The organism is Bacillus marinisedimentorum (assembly GCF_001644195.2).
Lineage (GTDB): Bacteria > Bacillota > Bacilli > Bacillales > Bacillaceae_O > Bacillus_BL > Bacillus_BL marinisedimentorum.
On sequence record NZ_LWBL02000029.1, the window covers coordinates 15,025 to 39,160 of the forward strand.

The 24,136-nt window shown below is 46.0% G+C and carries 30 protein-coding genes; 9 read left to right on the forward strand and 21 right to left on the reverse strand.

Annotated elements, in window-relative coordinates; genetic code table 11:
- Window positions 1-193 precede the first annotated feature (193 nt).
- Window positions 194-1,267, reverse strand: coding sequence for a M42 family metallopeptidase (locus tag A4U59_RS08835; protein WP_070120548.1), 1,074 nt, complete (start codon window positions 1,265-1,267; stop codon window positions 194-196).
- A gap of 237 nt (window positions 1,268-1,504) precedes the next feature.
- Here A4U59_RS08835 and A4U59_RS08840 point away from each other — a divergent pair, with 237 nt between their 5' ends.
- Together A4U59_RS08840 and A4U59_RS21730 are read left to right on the forward strand one after the other, a co-directional pair.
- Window positions 1,505-1,816: a PepSY domain-containing protein gene (locus A4U59_RS08840; RefSeq protein WP_070120549.1), complete on the forward strand. Its 312-nt coding sequence runs from the start codon at window positions 1,505-1,507 to the stop codon at window positions 1,814-1,816.
- Window positions 1,817-2,033: 217 nt separating this feature from the next.
- The gene (locus tag A4U59_RS21730; RefSeq protein ID WP_169823941.1) at window positions 2,034-2,174 is read left to right on the forward strand and encodes a hypothetical protein; all 141 of its coding nucleotides are present in this window, start codon (window positions 2,034-2,036) and stop codon (window positions 2,172-2,174) included.
- A gap of 1,020 nt (window positions 2,175-3,194) precedes the next feature.
- Here the strand turns inward: A4U59_RS21730 and A4U59_RS08845 are convergent.
- From A4U59_RS08845 to trmB, 3 genes are all read right to left on the reverse strand, one after another.
- Window positions 3,195-3,749, reverse strand: coding sequence for a hypothetical protein (locus A4U59_RS08845; RefSeq protein WP_070120550.1), 555 nt, complete (start codon window positions 3,747-3,749; stop codon window positions 3,195-3,197).
- Window positions 3,750-3,834: 85 nt separating this feature from the next.
- Window positions 3,835-4,686 (reverse strand): YtnP family quorum-quenching lactonase, encoded by an 852-nt coding sequence (locus A4U59_RS08850; RefSeq protein ID WP_070120551.1) that lies wholly within the window; start codon window positions 4,684-4,686, stop codon window positions 3,835-3,837.
- 180 nt (window positions 4,687-4,866) lie between these two features.
- Entirely contained in the window at window positions 4,867-5,505 is a 639-nt protein-coding gene (gene trmB, locus A4U59_RS08855) for a tRNA (guanosine(46)-N7)-methyltransferase TrmB (protein ID WP_070120552.1), read from the reverse strand.
- Window positions 5,506-5,805: 300 nt separating this feature from the next.
- Here trmB and A4U59_RS08860 point away from each other — a divergent pair, with 300 nt between their 5' ends.
- The 3 genes from A4U59_RS08860 (at window position 5,806) to A4U59_RS08865 (ending at window position 7,091) form a co-directional block, all read left to right on the forward strand.
- Window positions 5,806-6,558 carry a DUF3891 family protein gene (locus A4U59_RS08860; protein WP_070120553.1) on the forward strand — a complete coding sequence of 251 codons (753 nt, stop codon included), beginning with the start codon at window positions 5,806-5,808 and terminating at the stop codon, window positions 6,556-6,558.
- Window positions 6,559-6,572: 14 nt separating this feature from the next.
- Window positions 6,573-6,662, forward strand: coding sequence for a cytochrome bd oxidase small subunit CydS family protein (cydS, locus tag A4U59_RS22590; RefSeq protein ID WP_425388890.1), 90 nt, complete (start codon window positions 6,573-6,575; stop codon window positions 6,660-6,662).
- 144 nt (window positions 6,663-6,806) lie between these two features.
- Entirely contained in the window at window positions 6,807-7,091 is a 285-nt protein-coding gene (locus tag A4U59_RS08865) for a YtzH-like family protein (protein WP_070120554.1), read from the forward strand.
- A 45-nt stretch (window positions 7,092-7,136) separates the two neighbouring features.
- Here the strand turns inward: A4U59_RS08865 and A4U59_RS08870 are convergent, their stop codons facing one another.
- From A4U59_RS08870 to thpR, 7 genes are all read right to left on the reverse strand, one after another.
- Window positions 7,137-7,952: a phosphotransferase family protein gene (locus A4U59_RS08870; RefSeq protein ID WP_245680529.1), complete on the reverse strand. Its 816-nt coding sequence runs from the start codon at window positions 7,950-7,952 to the stop codon at window positions 7,137-7,139.
- A 266-nt stretch (window positions 7,953-8,218) separates the two neighbouring features.
- Window positions 8,219-8,407 carry a hypothetical protein gene (locus A4U59_RS08875; protein ID WP_070120555.1) on the reverse strand — a complete coding sequence of 63 codons (189 nt, stop codon included), beginning with the start codon at window positions 8,405-8,407 and terminating at the stop codon, window positions 8,219-8,221.
- Window positions 8,404-9,396, reverse strand: coding sequence for a diacylglycerol/lipid kinase family protein (locus A4U59_RS08880; RefSeq protein WP_070120556.1), 993 nt, complete (start codon window positions 9,394-9,396; stop codon window positions 8,404-8,406). Before A4U59_RS08880 ends, A4U59_RS08875 begins: the two co-directional genes overlap by 4 nt.
- 134 nt (window positions 9,397-9,530) lie before the next feature.
- Complete coding sequence (locus A4U59_RS08885; RefSeq protein WP_070120557.1) at window positions 9,531-10,460, reverse strand: NERD domain-containing protein; 930 nt, start codon at window positions 10,458-10,460, stop codon at window positions 9,531-9,533.
- Window positions 10,461-10,480: 20 nt separating this feature from the next.
- A complete protein-coding gene (locus tag A4U59_RS08890; RefSeq protein WP_245680530.1) occupies window positions 10,481-11,215 on the reverse strand; it encodes an LrgB family protein in 735 nt (244 codons plus the stop codon).
- Window positions 11,164-11,538, reverse strand: coding sequence for a CidA/LrgA family protein (locus tag A4U59_RS08895; RefSeq protein WP_070120559.1), 375 nt, complete (start codon window positions 11,536-11,538; stop codon window positions 11,164-11,166). Before A4U59_RS08895 ends, A4U59_RS08890 begins: the two co-directional genes overlap by 52 nt.
- Window positions 11,535-12,104, reverse strand: a complete 570-nt coding sequence (gene thpR, locus A4U59_RS08900; protein ID WP_070120560.1) for an RNA 2',3'-cyclic phosphodiesterase — start codon at window positions 12,102-12,104, stop codon at window positions 11,535-11,537. Before thpR ends, A4U59_RS08895 begins: the two co-directional genes overlap by 4 nt.
- A gap of 191 nt (window positions 12,105-12,295) precedes the next feature.
- On the opposite strand from thpR, the gene cysK reads away from it, so the two are divergent.
- Window positions 12,296-13,231 (forward strand): cysteine synthase A, encoded by a 936-nt coding sequence (gene cysK, locus A4U59_RS08905; RefSeq protein WP_070120561.1) that lies wholly within the window; start codon window positions 12,296-12,298, stop codon window positions 13,229-13,231.
- 53 nt (window positions 13,232-13,284) lie between these two features.
- On the opposite strand, the gene A4U59_RS08910 is transcribed toward cysK, so the two are convergent.
- The 5 genes from A4U59_RS08910 to A4U59_RS08930 form a co-directional block, all read right to left on the reverse strand.
- Complete coding sequence (locus A4U59_RS08910) at window positions 13,285-14,463, reverse strand: MFS transporter (RefSeq protein WP_281183487.1); 1,179 nt, start codon at window positions 14,461-14,463, stop codon at window positions 13,285-13,287.
- A gap of 115 nt (window positions 14,464-14,578) precedes the next feature.
- Window positions 14,579-15,994, reverse strand: a complete 1,416-nt coding sequence (pepV, locus tag A4U59_RS08915; protein ID WP_070120562.1) for a dipeptidase PepV — start codon at window positions 15,992-15,994, stop codon at window positions 14,579-14,581.
- Between the two features lie 13 nt (window positions 15,995-16,007).
- Window positions 16,008-17,024 (reverse strand): potassium channel family protein, encoded by a 1,017-nt coding sequence (locus tag A4U59_RS08920; RefSeq protein WP_070120563.1) that lies wholly within the window; start codon window positions 17,022-17,024, stop codon window positions 16,008-16,010.
- Window positions 17,025-17,125: 101 nt separating this feature from the next.
- Window positions 17,126-18,349 carry an ABC transporter permease gene (locus tag A4U59_RS08925; RefSeq protein ID WP_070120564.1) on the reverse strand — a complete coding sequence of 408 codons (1,224 nt, stop codon included), beginning with the start codon at window positions 18,347-18,349 and terminating at the stop codon, window positions 17,126-17,128.
- Window positions 18,349-19,059, reverse strand: coding sequence for an ABC transporter ATP-binding protein (locus A4U59_RS08930; RefSeq protein ID WP_070120565.1), 711 nt, complete (start codon window positions 19,057-19,059; stop codon window positions 18,349-18,351). The genes A4U59_RS08925 and A4U59_RS08930 overlap by 1 nt, the downstream gene beginning before the upstream one ends.
- A 204-nt stretch (window positions 19,060-19,263) precedes the next feature.
- On the opposite strand from A4U59_RS08930, the gene A4U59_RS08935 reads away from it, so the two are divergent.
- Window positions 19,264-19,491, forward strand: coding sequence for a DeoR family transcriptional regulator (locus A4U59_RS08935; RefSeq protein ID WP_070120566.1), 228 nt, complete (start codon window positions 19,264-19,266; stop codon window positions 19,489-19,491).
- An 82-nt stretch (window positions 19,492-19,573) separates the two neighbouring features.
- On the opposite strand, the gene A4U59_RS08940 is transcribed toward A4U59_RS08935, so the two are convergent.
- The 3 genes from A4U59_RS08940 to A4U59_RS21330 all read right to left on the reverse strand — a co-directional run bounded on the left by A4U59_RS08940 (window position 19,574) and on the right by A4U59_RS21330 (window position 21,292).
- Complete coding sequence (locus tag A4U59_RS08940) at window positions 19,574-20,194, reverse strand: PRC-barrel domain-containing protein (RefSeq protein WP_070120567.1); 621 nt, start codon at window positions 20,192-20,194, stop codon at window positions 19,574-19,576.
- A 63-nt stretch (window positions 20,195-20,257) separates the two neighbouring features.
- On the reverse strand, window positions 20,258-20,995 hold the full coding sequence (locus A4U59_RS08945; RefSeq protein ID WP_070120568.1) for a pseudouridine synthase: 738 nt from the start codon (window positions 20,993-20,995) through the stop codon (window positions 20,258-20,260).
- A 144-nt stretch (window positions 20,996-21,139) separates the two neighbouring features.
- Window positions 21,140-21,292, reverse strand: a complete 153-nt coding sequence (locus A4U59_RS21330) for a hypothetical protein (protein WP_157888157.1) — start codon at window positions 21,290-21,292, stop codon at window positions 21,140-21,142.
- 26 nt (window positions 21,293-21,318) lie between these two features.
- On the opposite strand from A4U59_RS21330, the gene A4U59_RS08950 reads away from it, so the two are divergent.
- Together A4U59_RS08950 and A4U59_RS08955 are read left to right on the forward strand one after the other, a co-directional pair.
- The gene (locus tag A4U59_RS08950) at window positions 21,319-21,753 is read left to right on the forward strand and encodes a DUF6884 domain-containing protein (protein ID WP_070120569.1); all 435 of its coding nucleotides are present in this window, start codon (window positions 21,319-21,321) and stop codon (window positions 21,751-21,753) included.
- Between the two features lie 92 nt (window positions 21,754-21,845).
- The gene (locus A4U59_RS08955; protein ID WP_070120570.1) at window positions 21,846-22,079 is read left to right on the forward strand and encodes a hypothetical protein; all 234 of its coding nucleotides are present in this window, start codon (window positions 21,846-21,848) and stop codon (window positions 22,077-22,079) included.
- 202 nt (window positions 22,080-22,281) lie between these two features.
- On the opposite strand, the gene A4U59_RS22390 is transcribed toward A4U59_RS08955, so the two are convergent.
- Together A4U59_RS22390 and A4U59_RS08960 are read right to left on the reverse strand one after the other, a co-directional pair.
- A complete protein-coding gene (locus A4U59_RS22390) occupies window positions 22,282-22,410 on the reverse strand; it encodes a hypothetical protein (protein ID WP_281183493.1) in 129 nt (42 codons plus the stop codon).
- A 48-nt stretch (window positions 22,411-22,458) separates the two neighbouring features.
- Window positions 22,459-24,069 carry a putative polysaccharide biosynthesis protein gene (locus A4U59_RS08960; RefSeq protein WP_070120571.1) on the reverse strand — a complete coding sequence of 537 codons (1,611 nt, stop codon included), beginning with the start codon at window positions 24,067-24,069 and terminating at the stop codon, window positions 22,459-22,461.
- Window positions 24,070-24,136 lie beyond the last annotated feature (67 nt).

Here is a 24,136-nt window from a genome sequence, read left to right on the forward strand (position 1 = left end):
AATTGGGCAAACACGCCACCTGTAAAGAAAACATGCCGATTGGCGAGCCTTTAGGCGAAGGCAGAGGCGTAGTTGCCCTTATCCATATTCTTAAAATTGGCCGCTGCGTCGAAATACTCCCTTGCTGACAATTTATGCTTTCCTGTATGGTAAAAAAGAAGCCGTTTCCGGCTTCTTCTTTCTGGTATTTCTATCATCCGTTCTGGCGAATGGAATCGACTGTAGATTGATCAGACGCTCTAACCAGTTTAAGCAGCAGCTCCTTTGCCGCAGCATAATCATCGACATGGATCATGGAAGCAGCAGTATGGATGTAACGCGAGCAGATTCCCACAACTGCTGACGGCACACCGTTATTTGAAAGATGGACTCGTCCAGCGTCAGTGCCGCCCTGTGAAATAAAATACTGATATGGAATATCATTGCTCTCCGCTGTATCGAGTATGAACTCACGCATCCCTTTATGAGTAACCATCGAACGGTCGAAAATTCGAAGCAGGGCGCCCTTGCCAAGCTGCCCAAACTCCTTCTTGTCTCCTGTCATATCATTGGCAGGGGAAGCATCAAGTGCATAAAAGATATCCGGGTTGATCATATTGGCAGCTGTCTGCGCCCCGCGAAGGCCAACTTCTTCCTGGACAGTGGCACCGGAGAATAGCATATTCGGCAGGCTTTCACCTTTCAATTCTTTCAGCAACTCAATTGCAAGCCCGACACCATACCGGTTATCCCATGCTTTAGCCAAAATCTTTTTATTGTTTGCCATCGGGGTGAACGGGCAAATCGGGGTGATCTGCTGGCCTGGTTTAATCCCTATTTTGCGGGCGTCCTCACGGTCATCCGCCCCGATATCGATTAACATATTTTTTATTTCCATCGGTTTTTTCCGTTTCTCCTCATCAAGCAAATGTGGAGGGATAGAGCCGATGACACCTGTGACAGGCCCGTTGTCTGTTATGACCTGAACCCGCTGGGCAAGGAGAACCTGGCTCCACCAGCCGCCAAGCGTCTGGAAGCGGATCATGCCATTGTCGGTGATTCCTGTCACCATGAAACCGACTTCATCCATGTGGCCGGCAACCAAAATGCGCGGGCCGTTTTCCCCGCTCTTTTTCACGCCGAACACACCGCCGAGATTATCCTGTATGATTTCGTCTGACACCTTTTCAAGCTCTGCTTTCACATACTTTCGAACTTCATGTTCAAACCCGGGGGCACCCGGAATCTCTGTCAATGTTTTGAACATGTTTAACGTCGTTTCATTCATATTTTTGCTCCTTTCAGCATAACCTTTTCCTCTTTCGGTGAATCTGAATATGTATCTTCTTTATTGTATCGAAACTGAAAGCATGTTTCCACTTCCAGCCAGCCGGTTTAATAGAGAATTTTGCCATTCTTTTGTATAATACAATTAACACGTTTTTACCACCACCGGTGATTCTTCTGGATTAACTTGGAACAATAGTTGAATTAAGACTCTATTAGGAAGGCAGGGAAAACGATCATGAATGTGAAAAACTTTTTGATTGGTGCAGGCATCGGTGCTGCTGCGGCTGTATTACTCATGCAGGCCCGTGACGACCAATATATTTCCGCCGAAAGAGCACTGAAGGATGTAAAAGATCTGTTTAAAGAGAAAGGGCCCATTGACGGATCGTGGATACATATGGTACCGGAGGAAACTGAAAAATTCGGTTTACCCTATACCGTCTATCGGGGAGGCGTTTCCCGTTCTTCTGAAGGAAGCACAGAGCAATATGAGTTTATGATCGATGCAAAAACCGGATCGATTCTGGAAGTCGAAAAATCCGGGTGACGATCTTTACTGATACCTGAAAACCTGCGTAGTGTAACGGGTTCTTTTATAAAAGAAAAATGCTCTTAAACCAAATGAAGTTGTTGATCCGGTCGCATTGGAAATAACAATTAAATTCTGCGCAAAAACAAACGGTCAGAGTTTTAAACTGACCGTTTGTTTTTTTTTTTGCCTTATTCCATTAAAGCACCCTTTTTAATGAAATAACCTCTTGAATATGATAGCGTTTATTCTGGAACTTATCCGTTCCTTTCCGCTGCAGGCATTCGCTTTCACCACGGGCACAAATGAGACATCCGTTCCTGCTTCCCTCTGGTCGCTTCATCCGCAGGACATTGAAAAAGCTTCTTCGAATTGACACCGCACGAAGAAAATTGGTTTTAATTTCGAGGAGTCGAATGCCTTCGGCTCCAATCCACTCAGTTGTAACATCATGTTTTGCAACAAACACTGAACAACTGTGATGTTATGATCTTCGCTCCAGTCATAAGCTTTTTGCAAACATCAATCTTTCATAAGGACCCTAAACCATATCGATAAAGGCAAGAATAACATGGATTGAACCATTATCGTTCGAATTATTCAATCGGATCTTATAGGTAACAGAGAGTTATCTTCCTTAAAATAACAATGGGCGCATGAATGCTTGTTTTTATCCAAACAAACAGGCTAAATAAACTTGAAGCGGGATATCTTTTCACGCGCCAGTTGATTGAAGCGGAAGGGGCTCGACTCCTGCGGGAGCAGCGGGACAGGTGAGATCCCGCAGGAGCGGAGCGACGAGGAAGCTCACCGCCCGCCCCGCGGAAAGCGAGCCCCTGCAGCGGAAATCAACTCCCCGTTTAAAGTGCAACGTATGGGAACAAAGTCTTCCCTTATTCCACAATCCTGCCCGTTTGTTGAATATCATCTCATATTAATATTTTCGTAAACCTCTCTTTCTTGGGATTTAGAGGTGAATTTGAGACCATTTAAGAAAACTGCAGATTGGCGGGCTTTTAGGCGAAGGCAGAGGCAGATCTGCACTGTCTATATTCTTTAAATTGTCCACTCCGCAGAAATATTTTTTGCTGACAATTTATCCTCTTTTGCAGGAACAAAAGCGCAAGGCGCCCGCTTATCGGCGTATGCATAAGCGGGGGTACCCGCATGAAGGTGATCTTTTCTTCCATAGGGGATCACCGCTCATGACGATAGCCGCTGGCGCCGGAAGCTGGATGACTCCCTTCTCGCTTTTCATCCACAAAGCAAAAATTTTATAATTTCCTTACAGTAAAAAAGGGGTACCAAATCTGTACGATTTGGTACCCCTTTTTTTGATATTCATTAATATTTATACCTCTACACAAAACCCATAACGCGAAACGGGCTTTTCTTTTTAATGATATACTTGCCTGCTGCCGTAAACATTGTTGGCAGTCGTCCACTCAGTTGTGGAATACTGGCGATTTTCCCAGTAGAACATGAAGAACGCTGGAACAAGCAAAATGGTAGCGAGCAGCGTCAGGATAACTCCGAAATGCATGAATTTTCCGTTTTGATCCTTCTGGGCTTCTTGATAGTCTGCCACTTCCGGAAAAACCGCCACATCCTGCAGGGTCAACGCTTTATCATTTTGCGGATCATAAAAGACGGTGTCTCTGTGTGAAAAGGCAAAAAAGTTATCGCGGACCGTTTTATAAGTAGCCGTTCCGGCGACAACCTGCTTTATATCGCTTTCCTTTGAGGACACTTCAAATAGTTCAGTATTTCGGATTTCTAGAGAACCATTCTTAAAGTCGCTGTGCTCCTCTTTCAATTGCTCATTTACCGCAGACATCATTTCTGCATTGTATTTACCCGTATTAGTGCCTTCTGCCGCAAATGCCTGCATTCCCATGACAGTTCCTGTCAGCATAACAGCTGCGAACAGTGCTGCAAACCACTTTTTCATCCTATTACCCTCCTAGAATCCATGATAAATGATCAGTTCATGCTACTATAATAATAGTAGATACATAGAAAAGTTTCAATAACGGTTATTTCCTTTCTTCCCTCTTGACCGCCTCGATAACCTCTTTGCCGTCCCCGGACCATTTTATCACTCTGTACTCGTTATCATGGTAAAAGGTGAACCATGCATTGCGGCTGTATGCTTCTTTCATCCATTTTCTCTTCTGGTCAATCGAGTCCATCGGGTAATCATCAAACGCTAGCACCCACAAAACATTTTGATGGGCCTGGGTAGGCATTAAATCCGCCATATGGATAATCGGCTCTTCACCCGTTTCCAATATAACGATACTGTGACCGTCACTATGCCCGCCGGTGTGATGCATGACCACGCCCGGCACCGGTTCCGCTTTATCCGCAAAGGTGCGGACCTGGTGTTCCAGCGGCTTCCAATTTTCCTCCCAATATGTATTACTGGAACGAATATTGGGATTCTGCATTTCATTCCATTCCGTTTCGGAGACAAAAATTTCAGCATTAGGGAAGGCTGGCACAAGCCTGCCGTCTTTCCACTTTGTTAGGCCGCTTGCATGGTCGAAGTGCAAATGGGTCATTAAGACAAGGTCGATATCGTCAGCAGTAAACCCCAGACGCTGTAAATCTTCATCCACGGAGCTTTCCTCCGTCACGCCGTAATTCCGTTTCATTTTGTCAGAGAACTTTCCATTGCCGATCCCTGACTCGATCAATACATTTTTTCCGCCTGTCTGAAAAAAGATCGGGTCTGTCCTGAGCGGAACCTGGTTCTTTTGGTTGGACGGATATTTTTTGCTCCACAGTGCCTTAGGCACAACGCCAAACATTGCACCGCCGTCCAGGTGTGTCATTCCGCCGTTCAGCCAGGTTAACGTCACATCCCCTTTTTTAAATGTTTCCATCAAATCCCCCCGTGTTATTAAAACTACTTCTTAGTTTAGCAAAAGTCATTTATTTGTTAAATTAAAAGTATTCAGAATAAGATAGGCGTAGGAGGAGACTGTTTTTCGTTCACCAGGGTTTTGCCGTAATAAAGCTTGAAGACAGCAAAAGCTGCCCCAATCGGGACAGCTCCGGAAGTATCAACGGAATGCGGCCTCACATCTGTATATCCGCATCCCCTTTGATGAAAACTTTTGTTCATATTCAGTCATGATATTTCCTTCAAACCCGCTGTCATGCAGATTCAAGCTAACATTTTTTATCACCATGCCGTATTTTGAAAAGCTTTCCAGCGAATATTCAAAAAGTCCCTGGTTATCAGTTTTCAAATGGACCTCGCCTTGTTCACAGAGTACCTTTTCGTATTGGGCCAGAAAGGTTTCATAGGTAAGCCTTCGTTTTTCATGGCGGTTTTTCGGCCACGGATCAGAAAAATTGAGATAAATCCGGGATACTTCACTATCTCCGAAAAACGCTGTCAGATCATTAGCATCTTCATTCAGAAGCCGAATGTTTTCAAGGCTTTGGTCAAGCACCTTATCAAGTGCATTTATAATGACAGATGGAGCCTTCTCAATTCCGATAAAGTTAACGGCGGGGTTCGCTTCAGCCATCCCAGCAACAAACCGGCCTTTACCGGTCCCGATTTCCAGATGAATCGGGTTCCCGTTTCCGAATTCCGCCGCCCAGCTGCTGCGGAGGCTTTCTGGATGGGTCGGTATGACCGCACTGTTCTTTTTGATTTTATCTTTTGCCCATGGCTTATGTCTTTGCCGCATAGTACCACTTCTTTCTTTCAATTTCACAACAGGTTTTATCCGTTTTACAACATAACACGAAATTACGCAAAACGGAACTGTTTTTCAGTGTGCAAACACCGGTTTATGGCGTGAATATCACTGTATATCGTGCGAAACCGGCCTTGTGGCGTGAAATGCAGAAGTTCTGGCGTGAATGAACTGGTGGTTTGCGTGAATTAGGCATAATAACGGATTATCCGACGAACTGCAGAGGATTTCACGGCATGTCAATAGAAGACAGTTGAAGTCCAAAAAATAAAACGAAAAGGATGGATAAGCATGATATTAAGGGAAACTGCAGACCATTTTATTTTGTACAAACAGCATGATCACGGACTATTATCGGGTGAAATGGGTGCCAATTGGGGAAATGGAGTATTCGGCCCGCTACCTTTCCGGATGACTTTTGCTGCAGCCATCCATGATATCAGCTGGATTGATGAAGATGAAAACATCAGCTGGAACAGCGATGACAACAAACCATACGATTTTGTCGACTTGCCATTGAAAAGGCGCCTTGATATGTATGCTAAAGGCCTTGATCATACTGAAAAACTGGACCCTTACAGTGCTGTACTTGTTTCCAAGCATTATAGTTCCTTTTACAGCGAAGAGGACGGGGAAGAGGTTAAAACTTTTTTGCAAAACGAGCGAATTAGGCGCACTGAGCTTGCCGAAACAGCTTCCATTTCATCGTCAGAGCAAACTGATGACCTGAAAATCCTGCGGATGCTCGATAACCTTTCTCTGTATGTTTGCCTGAATGGGCCTGGCACACCAAAAACAGAGGTGCACCCATGGTATCAAGACGGCCTAATGGCGTATACAGCGGATGGCGGAGAGCAAAGATTGTCTCTTGAATGGACGAATCAGCATACGATTACAATTGATCCTTTCCCTTTTCAGGCGGAGTGGACAGCTTCCATTCCCGTTTATCGTATTCATAAGTCGCAGAAAGGAGATAATCTTGATAAAATGAAGGAACAAAGCCTTCAGCTGGTTACATTTGCACCGGTATCGGCCCGGCCCTAAAGGAGGGATTGCCTTTGAATGAATTTCTGATTACCTGGGCACCCATTCTGGTGGTTTTTCTTGCAATAGCAGCGTTATTATTGTGGGGTGCCAAAGGCAAATAATATGCAAGCCGGCCTGAAAAAAAGGCCGGCTTTTTTCGGCCGCGTTAACCATCAGCTGCCGCCATCCCAAACATTGGTCACACTAAGAATGTATAATCCCACAAAAGCGACGGTAATATAAAAGCAAAAAAGGAAGTGTCAATTGTGACGATTACCTCGCAGGATCAAATCGGGATGATTCGCGAAATTTTATATAACCATAAAACAGACTGCTGCGGGCAGGTTTCAGAATATCAGCAAATACAGCGTCTTATTCAATCACTCGTGGCAAAAGGAAGCCTGAATGAACAAGAAAAACAAACGATGTATGACATCTACCAATACACCCAGAACGGTGTCAATGGGCGGAATATTGATGAACACATCACCACACATGATGAATCACTGGGCAAATGGATCCATGAATTGGATGCCTCTTACATTCAATAACAAAAAAGTAAAAAAAGAGAACATTTCCGGGGAAATGTTCTCTTTTTATCGCAATGTGTCATGATTTAGGACATTAGACAGATAGTTGAGCCAGTTCCTTGATTCCGAAGGCTGGTTCCGCTCGCTATGCCAGATCACCCACAGGATGGTCTGTGATACAACATACCATTTCATTCGTTCAAGCAGGCTGCCGGTCAGGTCAATCCCGTATTCCTCAAGCCAGCCTTGCCATTCTTCCCTGGGGATATACCAGGATAAAAGCATGCCGAGATCAAGTGCCGGATCGGCGATCATTGCCCCATCCCAATCAATCAGGAAAAGTTCTTCACGCTCACTGAGCAGCCAGTTGTTGTGATTCACGTCACAGTGGCAAACGACCATATCCTGCGACTGGACTGCCGCCATCTCTTTTTCCAAAAAACGCATTGCATGCCGGATGACATCGTTCCCCCGGCATTCTCCGCTCATTCTTTCACCGATTTCAGACAGAATATGTTCCGGCAGAAGCGGTTCCTTGCCAATACGTTTCAGCATGGAAAGCAGGGCGTCTGACTGATGAATTTTGCTCAGCAAACGCGCGACCGAAACACTGTTCATATCGGTGGGTTTAAGCTCACGCCCGTTCAGCCAGTGCTGGGCCGTGAACACATCGCCGTTTTCCATGCGTTTCGTCCATATTAATTTCGGAACAATCCCTTCGGCTGATAAAACAGCTAGGAAAGGTGATGAGTTGCGTTTCAGGAACAACTTTTCACCGTTCTTCCTGGCAATGTATGCTTCACCTGTCTGCCCGCCGGCAGGGGTGATCTGCCACTCTTTTCCTAAAATCTGCTCCAACCATTTCACCTTCAATTTCGTCATAACATATTCTTCCTAAACTGTCATTTTTATCGGTGCATCCATATAGTAAAAGTATACAGCAATTTCCCGCATGTTCACACAATATTTTTCATTTCTTCACGTATTTCGCCATATTTCAAAGACCAGGAGAACTCACGTTAACCGAAAAATAACTATATCGGGCTTCTGTCCCTCCGGATAATTATACATTTGCACAATGTTTTGCCGTTTTCACCATTTTTCTAAACCACTTTTGTATGTTATTACAATTTTCATTGACTACCATATCACAGAAAGCGGTTTTTGAAAAAACGAGCCAGCAAAACCAATAAGGTAAAGACAGCGATTGGCGCTGTTATCCATACCCAATCGGCAGCGTATTGACTTAGTGATGCCCGCCAGCTATCTTCTTTATAAAATAAAAGGACCCATAAAAGTGCAAATAAAGCTGAGACAATCAGATCTGAAAGTTTCACCCGTTTTTCCCTCCTCTTGCGGCTGCTTCTATGCTTCTGCCCGATTTAGTCCGCTTTTTCGAATAAATACTCCTTCTCGAAGGCTGTACACTTACCTGAATCGGAGTCATTCCCGCCTGTTCCCCATCTGTATGGACCGGGAATGGCGATTCGCTAGTAACACTTATATTCCGGCCGGTAAACAATTCGACTTCCTTCAAATGTTTATGCCAGCCGAAAAACACACTTCCGAACAAAAGAAGAAGTTTCCATGCGGGCAAGTTATATACGACACAAACATCCAGTATCCCGTCAGCAGGGTCGGCAGCCGGGGATATTTTCATCCCGCCGCCGTAAAAAGGGCTGTTGGAAATCGTGATGAACCATACCTTTTCAAACATAGCCGTTTTTCCATCAATTGTCACCGTCACATCTGCAGGCTTGTATGCTGCCATCGTTTTTAAAAGGGCGATCATGTAAGCAAACCGGCCCAATCCGAGTTTGTTCAAAAACGGTTTATAGGCAGCTTCGTCAGCCGTCTTTGATACTTCGGCATCAAAACCGGCGCCAACACTGTTGACAAAACGCTTATGACGTCCTTTCCCCGTACTGAACAACACTCCGCCGACATCATACTGCCCTGTTTTGCCGCCTCTTCCAATGATGGTATTCAAGGCATCAAGCGGCGCTGACGGTATTGAAAAGCCCCTTGCAAAATCGTTGCCCGACCCGGCAGGTATATATCCGATCTTTATATGCTCATGAAACGTGAGTCCGTTCATGATTTCATGGATTGTCCCGTCACCGCCTACGGCAACAATCGCTTCCAGATGGTCGGCATGAATTTCCGCAATCTGGCGCGCAATCTGCTCGGCATGTCCGGGCCTTTCCGTAAAAAAGGAACGGAATCTAACGTTTTTTTGTTGAAGTTCCACCTTGACTTTATTCCATTTTTTTAGAGCTTTTCCATTTCCAGCTGCCGGATTAATGATAAAGAAATAAATTTTCATCTATGTGTACCTGTCCCCGTGTTTGATATGCAATATAATCTGAATATCTTCATTTTACCTTAAGAACCGGAGATATGACATATGCAGTTATCCACTTGCTTTTGCAAAGGTGCAGGAGAGTTGCAGAAAGAGCTTCATTCATCAATCTCCCATTCAGGCCGCCGGTAAGCTACGGTTTCGCAGTGAAGCAGCAGTTCACGGGCTGCCTTGAGCTGCATATGTTTAAGCGGAACCGGCTGCCTCACCCGCATGACCCGCCACTCCGGATATCCTGATTTGTCCAGCACTTTGAGTCCGGCAGGCGGATATGGAAAATCGATTCTGTCTCTGCGGCTGTACAGCACTTTCTGCACGGGAAGTGCAATCGAAGCGGATGACAGGATACGCGATATAATCCTGGCGGAACGATCGAGTGATATCATCGGGTTCAGTCGCTTCTTTATATCCTTACCGGTTTGTTCCTGCCAAAACTTTCCCTTCGCCGCTTTGAATACTGTTTGCCCGCTTCCCTGCAAATGCGTCATTACGATGACATCCACAGGCGTTACGAGAATGGTATCCAGTTCAACAGTCGCCTGCTGAAAACGGAAAACCGGCTTGTGCATCAGCAGGTAACTGTCAGGAAAGCCCTGTAATAAGTGAATGAGTTCAACGTTTTTGTTCCAGTTTCTATCAACTGAGGATTTTTCCCTCAGTGTTGATGTACCCCATCGCATCTTATAGCCGAGCATTTCATCACGGAAACGCTCTTTTAACTCCTCTTCGCTTACAGAACCGGCGGAGTGCGGGATCTTGCTGCTCTCTTCCATCGTAACAGCACTGCGTTTCAGCAGCGTTTTTATTGTTGACAGGGGCCCCTTTCTGTCCGGTTCGTCCGCAGTCTCCCACTGCTCGAAAAAGTCATGCCTTTCAGCACCGGCCTCAGGCAGCGGCAGCCCTTCCTCCCACGCCGCTTTAAACGACTGCCAGCGTTTCTGTTTATGGCTGATGAATTGGCCTGGATAACGGTATATATCCTTTTCATATCTTGATATATAGTCCTGAAGTTTGATCAACTGTGCCATTTTTAACCTCCAAATGGAATTTAGACGAACATTGCTGTCAGAACAGGTGCAAGCACGGAAGCAATTATCGCGCTAAGTGTCATCGCGATTGAACTGATGGCCGCTTCTTTTTCGCCGATTTCAAGCGCCCTTGATGTCCCCATTCCGTGAGCTGCGCTGCCCAGACCGATTCCTTTCCCGATGAAATGATCAATTCTGCATACTCTTAAAAGCCCTGGGCCAAACATCGCTCCCCCGACGCCGGCAACCATAACGAACACAGCTGTGATGGCTGGAACCCCTCCCAATACGGTGGAGATATCCATGGCGATTGGGGTTGTTACCGACTTCGGAACGAGCGACGCCAGGATCTCCGGTTCTGCTTCCAGCCAGACGGCAAATATAATCCCTGACAAAATTCCAATTGCCGTACCCGTAAAAACCCCCGCCATGATCGAGAGAAAATATTTTTTCAATACGAAAAACTGGCGGTATAAGGGATAAGCGAGCGCAACCACAGCCGGGCCGAGCAGTTCATCAATCCATTGCGCCCCTATCATATAGGCATCATAGGAAACACCTGCTGAAAGCAGGATGGTTACAATCATGATTGTTGATGTCACGATCGGAACAGTAAAAGGAGTGTACCATTTTAAATATAATATCTTGCTGAACCAGTAAACGCCTGCCGTCATGAATATGGCAGCTGCAGCCAGAAGAACCGTCATCCCCTTTCCATCCTTTCCTTCCGCCGCGCTGTCTCCTGGCTGATCCATCCGCCGCCTGTCATCACGAGCGCAGTACTGACAAGGACGGCAGCGACTGCGAGCAGCCCTTCACCCGTAAACAAATCCAAGTAATTCATGACCCCAACGGTAACCGGGATAAAAAGAAACGGCAATCGTGACAGCAAAAACGAAGCCCCCCTGTCAAACCAACCCGTCTTGACCACACCGGAAATCAGCAAGCCAAATAACAGCAGCATCCCAATGATGCTGCCGGGGATAAACAGTCCGAATAATTCTGCTATTCCATTCCCCAATTGATAAATGCCATACAGGAAGGCAACTTGAAGGCCGGCGAGCACCGCCTTTTTCATTGCTCTCCACCGAGCTGGAATATTTTTAATGGCTGATACATAGGTGTTCGGCGCATATGGGTCTGGTAAAGGACTGCATGTTCAACATCCTCGATGATTTTTCCTTCTTTAGGAGCAGGGGCTTGATCGGATACATGTGAAAAACTCTCATCCCCGACCCACTTCCTGGCAATCGTGATATGCGGGTTGAATGGACGCTCATCAAGAATAAAACCGTGTTCACGGCAAACATCATATACTGAATCACGCAGACGTTCCAACTGTTCGGATTTTTCGGTTCCTGCCCAGAGGATGCGCGGAGAATCCTTCCGGCCGAATGTTCCCATCTCGTTAATTTGCAGCCTGAATGGTTCCTGGCCGTCCAAAACGGGAGCGAGTGCATTTTTAAGCCGTTCCATGCGGCTGAATTCTGCCGATCCTAGAAATGCCAGGGTAATATGGTAATCCTGGGGGTGGACCCATTTTTTAAAAGAATATCTTTTTTGCAGCATAGCGGCCCAATCCTTGATTACACTTCGGGCCGGCTCTGTAACCGGGACTGCAATAAAGTAATGTGCATCTGCCATTCCTTTTAACCTCCTGTCGGTTTTCGTATATAAATAGTAACAAACTCATAGTGGAAAACAAAAAAGAATACCGGAACTGCAATTCCTACTTTGTTTATAAGAAATACGGATTTTGTGATAGACTAAATGTATAAACAAGCATAAAATCTGCGCACATTAAAATTCATATAAAATGCAAAGGAGAGAAAATGATGCGTGTCGTAAATAATGTTGCCGAATTAATCGGAGAAACGCCAATCGTTAAACTCAACAAACTGCCGGATCCTTCCGGAGCACATGTATATATAAAACTCGAATCGTATAACCCGAGCCGCAGTGTGAAAGACCGGGCTGCACTCAACATGATTGTTGAAGCTGAAAAAGACGGCCTTTTGAAACCCGGCTCCACCATCATCGAACCTACAAGCGGCAATACCGGCATCGGACTCGCCATGAATGCGGCCGCACGCGGCTATAGGGCGATCATTGTCATGCCGGATACGATGACACAGGAACGGATAAATTTATTGAAAGCATACGGGGCTGAAGTCATCCTGTCCCCTGGTGAGGAAAAGATGCCGGGAGCCATCAAAAAAGCTAAAGAACTGATGCATCAGATTCCCGGCAGCTTTATGCCGATGCAATTTGAAAACGAAGCGAATCCGGGAGCCCATCGGAAAACAACCGCACTCGAAATCATCGAGGCGATGAAAGAAATCGGAAAACCCCTTTCTGCCTTCGTCGCTGCATCCGGTACAGGCGGCACGGTAACCGGAACTGGGGAAGTGCTGAAGGATCACTATGAAGGACTCACCGTTCATGTTGTTGAACCTAAAGGGTCCCCTGTCCTTTCCGGAGGCAAGCCTGGAAAACACAAGCTCGTGGGCACCAGCCCCGGTTTTATTCCCGATACGCTGAACCAGGAAGTTTATGATGAAATATTCCAAATAACCGATGATGAAGCATACGATACAACGAAAAGGCTTGCTTCTGAAGAAGGCATCCTTGTCGGGCCGTCTTCCGGCGCAGCATGCAATGCCGCCTTGAAAGTCGCCTCCAGGCTATCCTCTGAGCAGATTGTCGTTTGCATCGGGTGTGATACGGGCGAACGGTATCTTTCAAGTGATTTGTTCGGTAAAGATTCTTGATTATCAAGGCTGATCCTGTACGAATCTCTACCGATCGAACAGGATCAGCTTTTTTACATTTGCCTCCGCTTTTTCCTGTCAATTTGAAGGATCACAAACAATAGGAGGACGCCGGCGGCGGTTTGAACTGAAAAAAACATATAGAGGCTGAAAATACCGGCCCGTTCCAAAATGATACCGCCGATGAATGTGGAAAACCAGCTACCAGCGCCATTCCCCATTGCCGAATACAGGGAAACAGCCGTTGCCCTTACATCCTTCGGTGAGATATCCCGTACATATTGGAGGGCAGCCGGGATAAACAGCCCGATTGAAAACCCCTGGGCAACCGTCGTAGCGTATATAAGCGCCAGTGACGGTTCATAGAAATAAAACAGCCATCGTAAACCTGATACCAATGCAGCAAGAAACAACACTCTGATCATGCCAAGCCGCCTTATAAATGCGGATGCGAACTTCATGAAAGGCGCTTCACTGCCTGCCGCCAATAAAAAAGCCAGACCGACCCCTGTCAGCGTCCCCCCTGAATCCTGGACGAATATACCAAAATAAAAATTGTTTGCAAAAATAGGGCCAAACACAAGAAAAGTCGTTATCAAAAACAAAACGAATCGGGGAAGCTTCAGCAATGTTGACAGACCTGCCCCGAGATTCACCTGCTCCAATCTGCCTTCTTCAGGCATTTTCCAGGAGAAAATAGCGGATACAGCAAGGACTAGGGCAAAAATATAAAAAATAACCCATAGGCCTGCCGATTCAGAAAGCCGGCCGACCACAAGCACCGAAACGGCGAATCCGACTGCTCCCCAAAGCCGGATTGCGCCGTAATCATACCCTTCTTTTTGAACATAGTTCAATGTGATGCTGTCCGATATCGGCACGATTGAGCTCTGGAAAAAGGCTAGCAGGGCAGCTGCGGCGATGAACAGCCAATATTCTTCTGCAAACGAATAAAAAACAGCTGCCAGTGCTGTCGCCAAAATCGTAAATGCGAGAACATAGCGAGGTTTTTGGGTATAATCCGCAATCATGCCCCACATCGGCTGAATCAAAATCATTACAACCGGGCTGATTGACATAATTATTCCGATTTGCCCTCCTGTGAGACCGTTTTCCCGCAAATACACAGCAAGCAGGGGAAACAATCCGCCAAACCCAAAGAAAATTGTAAAATAAAACCACTTGAATGTCATATATTGATGATATCTTGAATCAATTGCTGCATGCTCCAAACGAAACTCCCCTTTTTTACTGTGTGCACATCTTACTGAAACAGGGTCCAGTATGCCCCAGAGTTATTCTCCGCAAAATAAGACCGCTCCCTCAGTGGAGGAAGCGGTTGCCGGTTCAGCGGGCCAATTCATATATCGCCTGCCCATAAATAGCAGCAGCTTTTATCAAGTCGTCAATGAAAATATGCTCATCTTTCTGGTGGGCAACATCGGGCCGGCCGGGGAACAGCGGCCCGAATGCAACTCCAGCCTGTAAAGATCGGGCATATGTCCCGCCGCCAATGGCAACCAATTCAGCCTCATCACCGGTCTGTTCTTCATACACTCTGCTCAATGTCCCGATCAAGGGATGCGATTTGTCGACATGATGAGGCGGTGTGTCATCAAACCCTTTCATACGGAAGGAAAATTTGGCCGCCTCTCCTTCGATTTGTTTCTTTGTCTCTTTGATTTCAACACCGGCTGGATATCGAAGGTTAAGGCCCAGTGTCCCGCCCTCCGCTTTACTGTACCGAAACAGACCGGCATTGATGGTCAGGTCTCCAAGCTCATCGTTTGCTGCCGCAACACCGAAGCGGTTCCCGCGGGAATCATCGTACAAATACTGGTTGATGAATTCGATGTACTGGGCACTTTTCTCATCGAGGTCCAGATTCGAAAGAAAGTTTGCGAGGAGCAGACCGGCATTTGTACCGTTATCAGGCTCCATGCCATGGGCGGAAACCCCTTCAAGCCGAATCTTCATCTGCTGGCCGCCCAAATCTTCATAGGTCCCCTCCACTTTGTATTCCTTGAGGTATTGGTCCAATTGCTTTTGAAGCACTTGCACTTTCATTTCTGTATAGATTACAGCTTCGGCAAAGTCCGGAACCATATTCAACCGGTGACCGGAATGGAACTGTTCAAGGATGAAGGCTGCGTTTTCTGTATCAAGGCTGGCATTTTGCACAAGTTCAAAATCAGCTATGCCTTTTTCTGCGTAAATGATCGGAAAATCGGCATCAGGTGCAAACCCCATGTCCGGCATTTCCTCTTGCTCAAAATAATGTTCAACTCCACGCCAATCACTTTCCTCATCCGTGCCGAGAATGATCCTTGCCCTTTTGGAAAGAGGGAGCCCAAGTTCCTTCACCATTTTCAAACCAAAGTACGCAGCAATCGTCGGTCCCTTGTCATCCATTGCACCTCTGGCGAAGATTTTACCGTCACGGATTTCAGCGCTGTAAGGACCGCTTGTCCATCCGTCCCCTTCAGGCACGACATCTACATGGCAGAGAATACCTATTAGCAGTTCTCCCTGACCATATTCAATATGTCCTGCATATCCATCAAGATTTTTCGTTTGGAAACCGTCTTTTTCACCCATCTCCAGCATGAAACCGAGTGCTTCAGCAATACCGCTGCCGAACGGAGCGCCAGGCTGACTGCCGTTCTCATCCAGAACACTTTTGATCCGCAAATAGCGCTGTGCCGTTTCAATTATCTCGTCTTTTCTCTTTTCGGCTTCTTCCTGCCAGTTAATGTGGGACATTGTAACAGCTCCTTTATTGCCCGCCGGCAATTTTCTTGTAGGTTTCTTTATCGCATATAATATACAGCATGGCATCGTCCGGAATCTCTTCATCCAGTTTTCTGTTAATGTCAAGGCTGCTGCGGTCGGCAATGAGCGTCGCCCCTTCGTTCAACAGGCTGTCAAACGCATCCCTGTACGTGTGCCAGTGCCGTTTCTTTTCAATCGGATATAAATCGTCGCCATGGTTACGGCTCATCAGCTGTGAATAGAGCGACGCAATTCCTTTTGTAAAAGCTGAGCGGACAGCAAGCCGTGAAATCGTTTCGTGCGTCACAACGAATTCATCCACCTGGCTGTGCTGGAAATTATGGATATGCTCTTCATTCAAAATCTCTACTGTCGTATGTACATTTGTCGCATAATGTTCAATAGATGACGCGATCAATAACGTTTTCCCATCTGCAAGCTGTGTGTTTTGGATCGTATCATCCGCAAAGACGATGACCGCCTGTGACTGGCTGACATTCGCCATTTCGATAATTTTTTTATCGGCAGCCTGTCCCTGTACATAATGGACACGCTCATTTAAATATGGAGCAGTCGGCAGTTCATCGATTATGACGATTTCGGCCTTATCCGAAGAATCCAAAATTTCTTCCACAGCGAATTCAGCTTTCCGGGACCATCCGATAATGACAATATGTCCTGTTCCTGTATACGCCAACTTTCCTTCCTCCCTCAATTTCCGGAACACTCCGAACCAATCGATTATTTTCCCGATCACAACGCCGATTAGTCCAATACCGAATATGTATAAAAACATCGCATACATCTTGCCGGCAATTGTAACAGGCGAATAATCACCATACCCTACAGTCGTCACCGTTGTCATTACCCACCATAGACCTTCAAAAGGAGTAGGAAACGTCTGCGGTTCCAGGTATGCTATAAAAAAAGAGCTGAAAAACAGCAGGGTGGCAGTTGACCAGAAAAGGACCCAGTTGTTTAATCGGACCATTTTAATGATGAATTTAGTTATCACAAGCATACCGGCACCTCCCTCCCACGATCTCCATATCATGGAAAATTACAAAAAAGCCCAAAAGGCCATGTGATTATTCTAGCATAAAAAGTGCACAATGTTATCCTTTACATTTTTCTTAGTAATAAAAAATGGACTGCCAGCGATATGGCCATAGCAAACATTGCCCAACTCCCGATGATTGTAAACCAGGCTGCACTAAATGTAATGAGCAGCACCGGGCGCCCAATCGCTTTTTCAGTTAACGCAGCAGCGGCTTTAACATAGCCTTTGGATGAAAACATCATGGTAAAAGGGTCAGCAGCTATTTTCCGAACAATATCGTGTATCCCTGTCTTTAAAAAGAAAAAGGATGCCGTCCATACAATCATTTTAATGGCAAACGGCTTAATCAACACGAGAACAGCTGATGTCAAGCCGATAAACTGTAAATAAACCGGCATAAACTCCCTGCTTCGCAAAAATACCTTAATAAAGCTTTCCGATAACCGGTTAGAAGCAGTTCTTCTTTTGTATAATTTACCCGATGACCTGCAGACAAGCGGCCGCTCCCTGGCCGGAACAGGTTTTTCCGCCTGGAACATTCCATCAGAAAACGCTCCTGCCAGCTGATACACCAACTTTATCAGCACTGATGTTTGCAGCTGTTCATACATGATGTCCCGGTAAAACGTATTTTTTTCTCGTATCCGTTTGCCCGCGGCAAAGATTCCAGCGGCGAACAAAACTGCAGATACAGCAACTGAGAAAGCCGGGGCAGTGCCGGTAAAACTGATCCCGAATCGCACCGCGATGAACAGCAAACCGAATACAGCCGGGGATAGGAGGACCTTATTCCAACCCTGTGCCGGGATAACCCGCGTTTCTTTAACTTGTAAAATAAGCGGCTGGACAGCGTAAAGGAACCCAATCACAAGCATCAACTCTTGAAGTGTGAGCCCATAATGGACAAGAATCAACGGGGAGATAAAGCCTGCTGCAAATAATAGGGCCGCAAAGTTTCTTATATAAGAATAGATGGCACCCCGGAGTTTCAGGCCGGAAATAACATCATTGCGCTGCAGGAGAAACAGGGTGTCAGCTTCAACAAGGAACGTTCTAGATCCCCCCTGCCAAACCACCCAATAAAGAATCAGCCAAACAAAATCGATCGGAACCGGCATGATCCATTCTGGAGAGGTTTTCCACCACAAATAATAATTCGCTGTAAATACGATAAGTGCGGGGATGATGATATATACTGCAACAACCCGGTCCACGATCATGTCCATCAGGCCGGAAAAGTGCTTCCATTCCTTTCCCAGACGCTGCCAAAACAACGATCCATCCATCACCTTCCCGCTCCCATGACGGAATGGAAACAATCAAACAGCGTGCCTTCCGAAAGATTGCACTGCGCCTTGATCTCTTTAAACGTGCCGCCGCCTATTAAGGTGCCTCCGGACATTAGCAAAAAGCGGTCACACGTTCTTTCAGCTGTATCAAGAACATGAGTTGACATCAATATTCCAGCACCCTGAGCTCTTGCGTCCGTTATTTTTTGGAGGAATGTTTTCATCGCATTAGGGTCAAGCCCGATAAACGGCTCATCAATGATGAATAAAGAGGGCTTTACCAAAAAAGCAAGAATCAGAAGCATCTTCTGCTGCATCCCTTTTGAAAAGGTTCGCGGCAGCTTTTTCAGCGCATCCTCCATATTGAATTCTTTCAGAAGCAAGCGGGCCCTTTTCTCCGCTTCTTGTTCATCGATATTAAAGCTGGCTGCAGCAAACCGCAAATGCTCTTCCATTGTAAGTTCATGATAAAAAACAGGCCGTTCTGGTATGTAAACGTAGCTGCACCCTTTCTGGAAAGTGATATTCCCTTTGCTGAAAGGCATGACACCGAGCATGGCTTTCATCGCAGTACTTTTTCCTGCCCCATTTGGACCGATCAAACCGATGAGGTCACCGGGACGGATGGAAAACTGCACATCTTGTATCGAAGTGATCCCCTTTTCATAGCCTGCACGGTGTATATCTACTGTAACTAATGGCTCCATTTCATTCACCTCATTCTTACTTACGCCTGCAGGATGAAAAGGTTTCAGTAAGTAAACAGACAATAAGAACAGTAAATATGTTGTTAAAAATGTGTGAAAAAATTAAAATCTTTGGCATTTTCACAAATAGATATAGTAAAATGGTGTTGAAAATACATTCTGCGCTTTACGGAAAAGGTGATCAAACTTTTAAGGAGTGGTTATTTGAAGCCGACAACTTCTCGTATGCTGAACAGGATTAAAGCCGTGTATATGTATATCAACTCACATGGAACGGTATCCACGAAGGAACTTGTAGAAGAATTCGGAACAACTCCGCGAACGATACAGCGTGACCTGAATGTTCTTCAATACAACAACCTTGTAAAGAGCCCGGGAAGAGGAAGATGGACCACCACAGAAAAAAAAGTGAAAGTAAAAAAACCGTCGTGACGGCGGTCCCTTACATATGCAATCAAAAAGCGCTCCTGCTTTTGCCTGGCAAAGGCAAATACAGGAGCGCTTTTCTAGCTGGTTAAAGTTCCGCGGGATCGTCCGCCATCTTGTCCTCCTGTGTAAAGTCAAGCTGGATCCGGTTATTTTCAACCACCATCCCGCTCGCGGCAGGCACATATTTGTAATCATGCCGGAGCAGTTTGTCGGCAGTCTTAATTTCAAGCCCCGCCACTTCTGTTCCGTCAAACAGCACATCATGCACACGGCCCACAGTCTCTCCGCCGCGGGTAACTGCATCATATGTGATCAATTCATGATAAGACAATCCCGGTTCAACACGGGATCCATCAAGTTCAAAACCGCTGTGGTCGACAACCAGTTCATCATGATTATTTTCAAGCAGGAAATCTCCTTTGATGATATACTGTTTCACCATGCTCTGCGTTTTTTCCTCCATTGCCTGAGATGGGGCGATATTAAATGTGTTCATCCCCTGGGCAGCAGTCATATCCACTGCTGTATCATAAGACTGATTAGGGGTTACATCTTCACGTGGCATCTCCACTGTGTGCTCATAAGCAAGATAAGAAACAAAAGGCTCCTGGTCGGTATTCAAATAAAAATCTTTGAGCATTCCCAGTTTTTCGCCGCCGTCTTTTGTCAGCAAAGGCTTTTTCAGCATATCTTTTCCTTTTTCCATGAAAGGGTCACTCCTTTTAGGTATCGTTATCTTTGTATGATAAGTACCCTTGAGTCCCCTTAATCAAACAGTATCTGCATGTTGCGGGCTTTGCAGCTGTTCAAGTTCCTCATCGGTCAATTCCCTGTATTCACCGAGTTCAAGCGTTTCATCCAGTTTAAGGCTGCCCATGCTGATACGCTGCAAATACGTAACCGTTTTGCCGACTGAGACAAACATCCTTTTCACCTGATGAAACTTCCCTTCAGTAATCGTGACTTCGATTTCTGAACGGCCAAGCTCTTCATCAGCCGATAAAATTGATAAATCGGCAGGCTTTGTTTTATATCCGTCATCAAGTGTGACTCCTTCTTTAAACGCCTTAACATCATCGTCATCCACAACGCCTGATATCACGGCATAATACGTCTTCGGCACATGCTTTTTCGGGGAGAGCAGCCGGTGGGCGAGCTGGCCGTCATTTGTCAGCAGCAGCAGACCTTCGGTATCCCTGTCCAGACGTCCAACCGGAAAGGGTTCGAAAATGATGTCTTCCATTTCGAGAATATCGACAACTGTCTCCATGCTGTCATCCTCGGTCGCTGAAATGACGCCGGGGGGCTTATTCATCATCAAATAAATAAACTCCCTGTACTCCACAAGTTCACCGTTGACGGTTACCTCATCTTTTTCGGGATTGACCTGTGTCTTCGGATCGTTCACTGATTCACCGTCTATTTTCACTGCCCCGCTCTTCAATACTTTTTTCACTTCTTTACGGCTTCCGTACCCCATGTTTGCCAGCAATTTATCAATACGCATTTGACTTGCGCCTCCTTCCATATCCTTATAAAATAGTGCCTATATCTATTCCGCCAGGCAGATTGACAAAAGGCATCTATATTAACGCACCCTCTTAATGGTTTCTTCAGATATCCATTGATTTGTTCCTGCTATTAAAAAGTTCTAAGGTTCGGGAGGATTTAAACTGGTATGTTCCGCTAATTCATCCATCACCATTAAAATCAGCCAGACACCCAACCGGAACTCCATTTTCGCCTTCATTCCATATCCGTATACAATTGAATCATCTGTTGCCTTTTGAACTACCTGAGTCACAAGACAACCAGCAAGGAGTTGTTGTTATGAAACGTGTCGGATTATTGGCTACCGCCCGGAAAAAACAGAACAGGCCGGCACCTGTCCATTCTTTTTACACAAGCACGCTGTTTCAAAAATCGATTGCATATGCAGCTCAATACTATGATACCCTTTATTTTTATAATGCAAAAGATGGTCTTCTATTTCCGGATACCATCATGCAGCCGTATGATGTTTCGATTCGGTCTTTATCATCTGGACAAAAACTGGAATGGGCTGACCGGATAGTAAAACAGCTGAGCAGGCATGAACCAGCCGGAGAATGCAGCGTGTTCCTGCACGGCGGCAAGGTATACCGGGATTATCTTGAGCCGGCATTGCAAAAGGCAGGGTTTTCCTTTGAAGTGCCGCTGCAGGGCCTCGGAATCGGCCGCCAGCTCTCATGGTATAGCGACAGGCTAGAAAGACGCTCCCTCTAGCTAAACTTCATGAAATATGGGCATCCGCCCTTCCGCTTTTGCCCCAGATACATATAGTGTACAGGAAAATAAAACAGTAAGGAGCGGGTAAGATGTACGATTACAACAGGCAGCAGGACCAATCATTCTTCCCTGGGGTCCCCGGATTTCCAGGCTATCCTTCACCAGGTTTCCCTGGTACACCGGGCTATCCAGGTACACCAGGATATGGAAATATCGAACGGCAGCTTCAACGTATCGAACGCCGCCTTGACCGGCAGGAACGGCAAATTGACCGCCTTGAACGCAGAGTGTCCAGAATTGAGCGCCGCCTTGGCATAAGCTGATCAGACAGCAACTGTAAAAAAGAAGGCCGTTTATAAGGCTAAGTAGTTCCGATTACGTGGAGAAAATCTAAAATAACAGCCGAAGATTTAGCACCGTGAATAACAAGGAAATTAACTTTACAAAATGCGCACAAAAAGCTTGGGAAACATCCCAAGCTTTTTCCTTTTGATATAGTGTTCTTGTATCCTTCGGGCAAAATAATCATGAGATTTTATCTTCTAATTCTTTAACTCTTTTTTCTAACTTTTTCGACCTTTGTTCCGCTTCATAAGCGGTATAAAATGCTCCCGATGCAAGAGTAAATGCTGCCAGAACCCAATACCAATCCACTTCATTTCCCCCTAAGAATACAATATTTCCACAAAACGGAACTACATATTATAAGGCCCTCTTTCTTCTCTTTCTGAGAAAACGCACTCGCTCTCCGAGAACAGTATAAGCAAGATTAGAGTAAATGCCCAGAAGCAAATACACAATGCCGCCGATACCGATGCCGACAATCAAGATCAAAAATGATTCCATCCTGCCGTCTTTGTAGAAAACAAACGGTGACATGAGCCACTGGGCCGCCAGGACAGCTCCGCCCATGATTGCCGCAAACAGCGCCATAAGCAGCACCCTTTTGCCCAGAAAAGCAAGATTATAGTTTGCATGTATCCTTATTTTCCATAAGTTATAGATGACAGCTGCACCAAAACCGATATAAGTTGCAGTTATGGAACCGAATGTTTCAAATGCCATAATGAGCGGGACGTTCAGCACCACTTTCAGCACCCAGCCTATAGCAAGTCCGCGAACCGCAAAACGCTGGGCATTGATTCCCTGCAAAATTGCTGCTGTTATTGTAAACAGGCCGAAGAAGAGTGCAAGCGGTGCATAAAATTGTAATATCTCTCCGCCTGCCTCACTGATATCAAAGAAAAAACCATACGCCGGAAAAGCGAGCACAGACAAGCCGACACCTGCCGGCATAATCAAATAAATTCCGATTTGCAGCGCCTGGCTGATCTGCCGGTGCAGTTTCCGTATATTATTTTCTGTAAATGACGACGTTACCGTCGGAATCAAAGTGAGCCCGAATGCAGTTGCCAGCGAGACGGGAATCAGCACCAGTTTGTTGCTGTAAAAATTGAAGATCCCGAGCAGCGCCTCGGAATCCGGGCTGTCCATCGTGCGGTTGAACGTGAACTGATCAACTATCTGGAAAAGCGGGATTGCAAGGCCGACAAACACAAACGGACCAGCATAAGACAGCAGTTCTTTGTACATATCCTTTAAAGGCATATTATGATTGGCGGTGCTGTCTTCAAGCAGTTTATCAAGATGTTTTTTCCTTTTGGCCCAGTAGATGATCAAAACGAGCAAGCCCGCGATGGCTCCAATAAACGCAGCAAAAGTCGACCAGCCGACAGCATCAGCCATCTCGCCTTCCCACACCCTCAAAATCAAAAAACTGGCACCGAGAATGAAGGCGATGCGGATAATTTGCTCCACAACCTGTGAAACCGCCGTCGGACCCATCGATTGATGGCCCTGAAAAAAGCCCCTGATCAGACTCATCACCGGAACGACAAGCAATGCGACACTTACCATCCGAATGACCATTGTCACATCGGCAACCGAATTCCCCTTACTGTTTTCTTCGATGACATATGGGGCGATAAACGGAGCCAGCGTAAATAACAGCAAGAAAGCGGCAAGCCCTGTCGCCGACATAAGAACGAGCCCTGTTTTAAACAGCCTTCTGCCCGTATGGTAATCCCCCATCGCGTTGTATTTGGAAACGAACTTTGAAACAGCGAGCGGAACCCCCATCGTCGCGAGGCTGATGAAAATGGTATATGGATTATAACCGTATGAAAATAAAGCACCGCCCTTCTCGCCGACAAGCGCATAGAACGGGAAAACATAAATCATACCGAGGAATTTTGATAAAAACGTTGCGGCAGTTAAAATCAATGTACCTCTTAAAAGACGGGAATCTGACATACTGTTCCTCCTGTACGGCCTTTTAGACGGCCGGGCAAAACTGTTTCTGGATAACTCCTGTATTTTA

Excerpts from the sequence above, each read along its gene's own strand:
- A4U59_RS08925 (WP_070120564.1), bottom strand. The coding sequence starts at position 18,349 with ATGGATGGATCGTTGTTTTGGCAGCGTCTGGGAAAGGAATGGAAGCAC.
- A4U59_RS08850 (WP_070120551.1), bottom strand. The coding sequence starts at position 4,686 with ATGGAAACATTTAAAAAAGGGGATGTGACGTTAACCTGGCTGAACGGC.
- A4U59_RS08895 (WP_070120559.1), bottom strand. The coding sequence starts at position 11,538 with ATGAAAAAGGCGGTGCTCGCCGGCCTTCAAGTTGCCTTCCTGTATGGC.
- A4U59_RS08940 (WP_070120567.1), bottom strand. The coding sequence starts at position 20,194 with ATGGAAAAAGGAAAAGATATGCTGAAAAAGCCTTTGCTGACAAAAGAC.
- A4U59_RS21730 (WP_169823941.1), top strand. The coding sequence starts at position 2,034 with ATGATAGCGTTTATTCTGGAACTTATCCGTTCCTTTCCGCTGCAGGCA.
- A4U59_RS08840 (WP_070120549.1), top strand. The coding sequence starts at position 1,505 with ATGAATGTGAAAAACTTTTTGATTGGTGCAGGCATCGGTGCTGCTGCG.
- A4U59_RS08845 (WP_070120550.1), bottom strand. The coding sequence starts at position 3,749 with ATGAAAAAGTGGTTTGCAGCACTGTTCGCAGCTGTTATGCTGACAGGA.
- A4U59_RS08950 (WP_070120569.1), top strand. The coding sequence starts at position 21,319 with ATGAAACGTGTCGGATTATTGGCTACCGCCCGGAAAAAACAGAACAGG.
- A4U59_RS08885 (WP_070120557.1), bottom strand. The coding sequence starts at position 10,460 with ATGGCACAGTTGATCAAACTTCAGGACTATATATCAAGATATGAAAAG.
- A4U59_RS08960 (WP_070120571.1), bottom strand. The coding sequence starts at position 24,069 with ATGTCAGATTCCCGTCTTTTAAGAGGTACATTGATTTTAACTGCCGCA.
- pepV (WP_070120562.1), bottom strand. The coding sequence starts at position 15,994 with ATGTCCCACATTAACTGGCAGGAAGAAGCCGAAAAGAGAAAAGACGAG.
- A4U59_RS08930 (WP_070120565.1), bottom strand. The coding sequence starts at position 19,059 with ATGGAGCCATTAGTTACAGTAGATATACACCGTGCAGGCTATGAAAAG.
- A4U59_RS08835 (WP_070120548.1), bottom strand. The coding sequence starts at position 1,267 with ATGAATGAAACGACGTTAAACATGTTCAAAACATTGACAGAGATTCCG.
- A4U59_RS08870 (WP_245680529.1), bottom strand. The coding sequence starts at position 7,952 with ATGACGAAATTGAAGGTGAAATGGTTGGAGCAGATTTTAGGAAAAGAG.
- A4U59_RS08880 (WP_070120556.1), bottom strand. The coding sequence starts at position 9,396 with ATGAAAATTTATTTCTTTATCATTAATCCGGCAGCTGGAAATGGAAAA.
- cysK (WP_070120561.1), top strand. The coding sequence starts at position 12,296 with ATGCGTGTCGTAAATAATGTTGCCGAATTAATCGGAGAAACGCCAATC.
- thpR (WP_070120560.1), bottom strand. The coding sequence starts at position 12,104 with ATGGCAGATGCACATTACTTTATTGCAGTCCCGGTTACAGAGCCGGCC.
- trmB (WP_070120552.1), bottom strand. The coding sequence starts at position 5,505 with ATGCGGCAAAGACATAAGCCATGGGCAAAAGATAAAATCAAAAAGAAC.
- A4U59_RS08890 (WP_245680530.1), bottom strand. The coding sequence starts at position 11,215 with ATGGATCAGCCAGGAGACAGCGCGGCGGAAGGAAAGGATGGAAAGGGG.
- A4U59_RS08860 (WP_070120553.1), top strand. The coding sequence starts at position 5,806 with ATGATATTAAGGGAAACTGCAGACCATTTTATTTTGTACAAACAGCAT.
- A4U59_RS08955 (WP_070120570.1), top strand. The coding sequence starts at position 21,846 with ATGTACGATTACAACAGGCAGCAGGACCAATCATTCTTCCCTGGGGTC.
- A4U59_RS08945 (WP_070120568.1), bottom strand. The coding sequence starts at position 20,995 with ATGCGTATTGATAAATTGCTGGCAAACATGGGGTACGGAAGCCGTAAA.
- A4U59_RS08920 (WP_070120563.1), bottom strand. The coding sequence starts at position 17,024 with ATGCTTGTGATAACTAAATTCATCATTAAAATGGTCCGATTAAACAAC.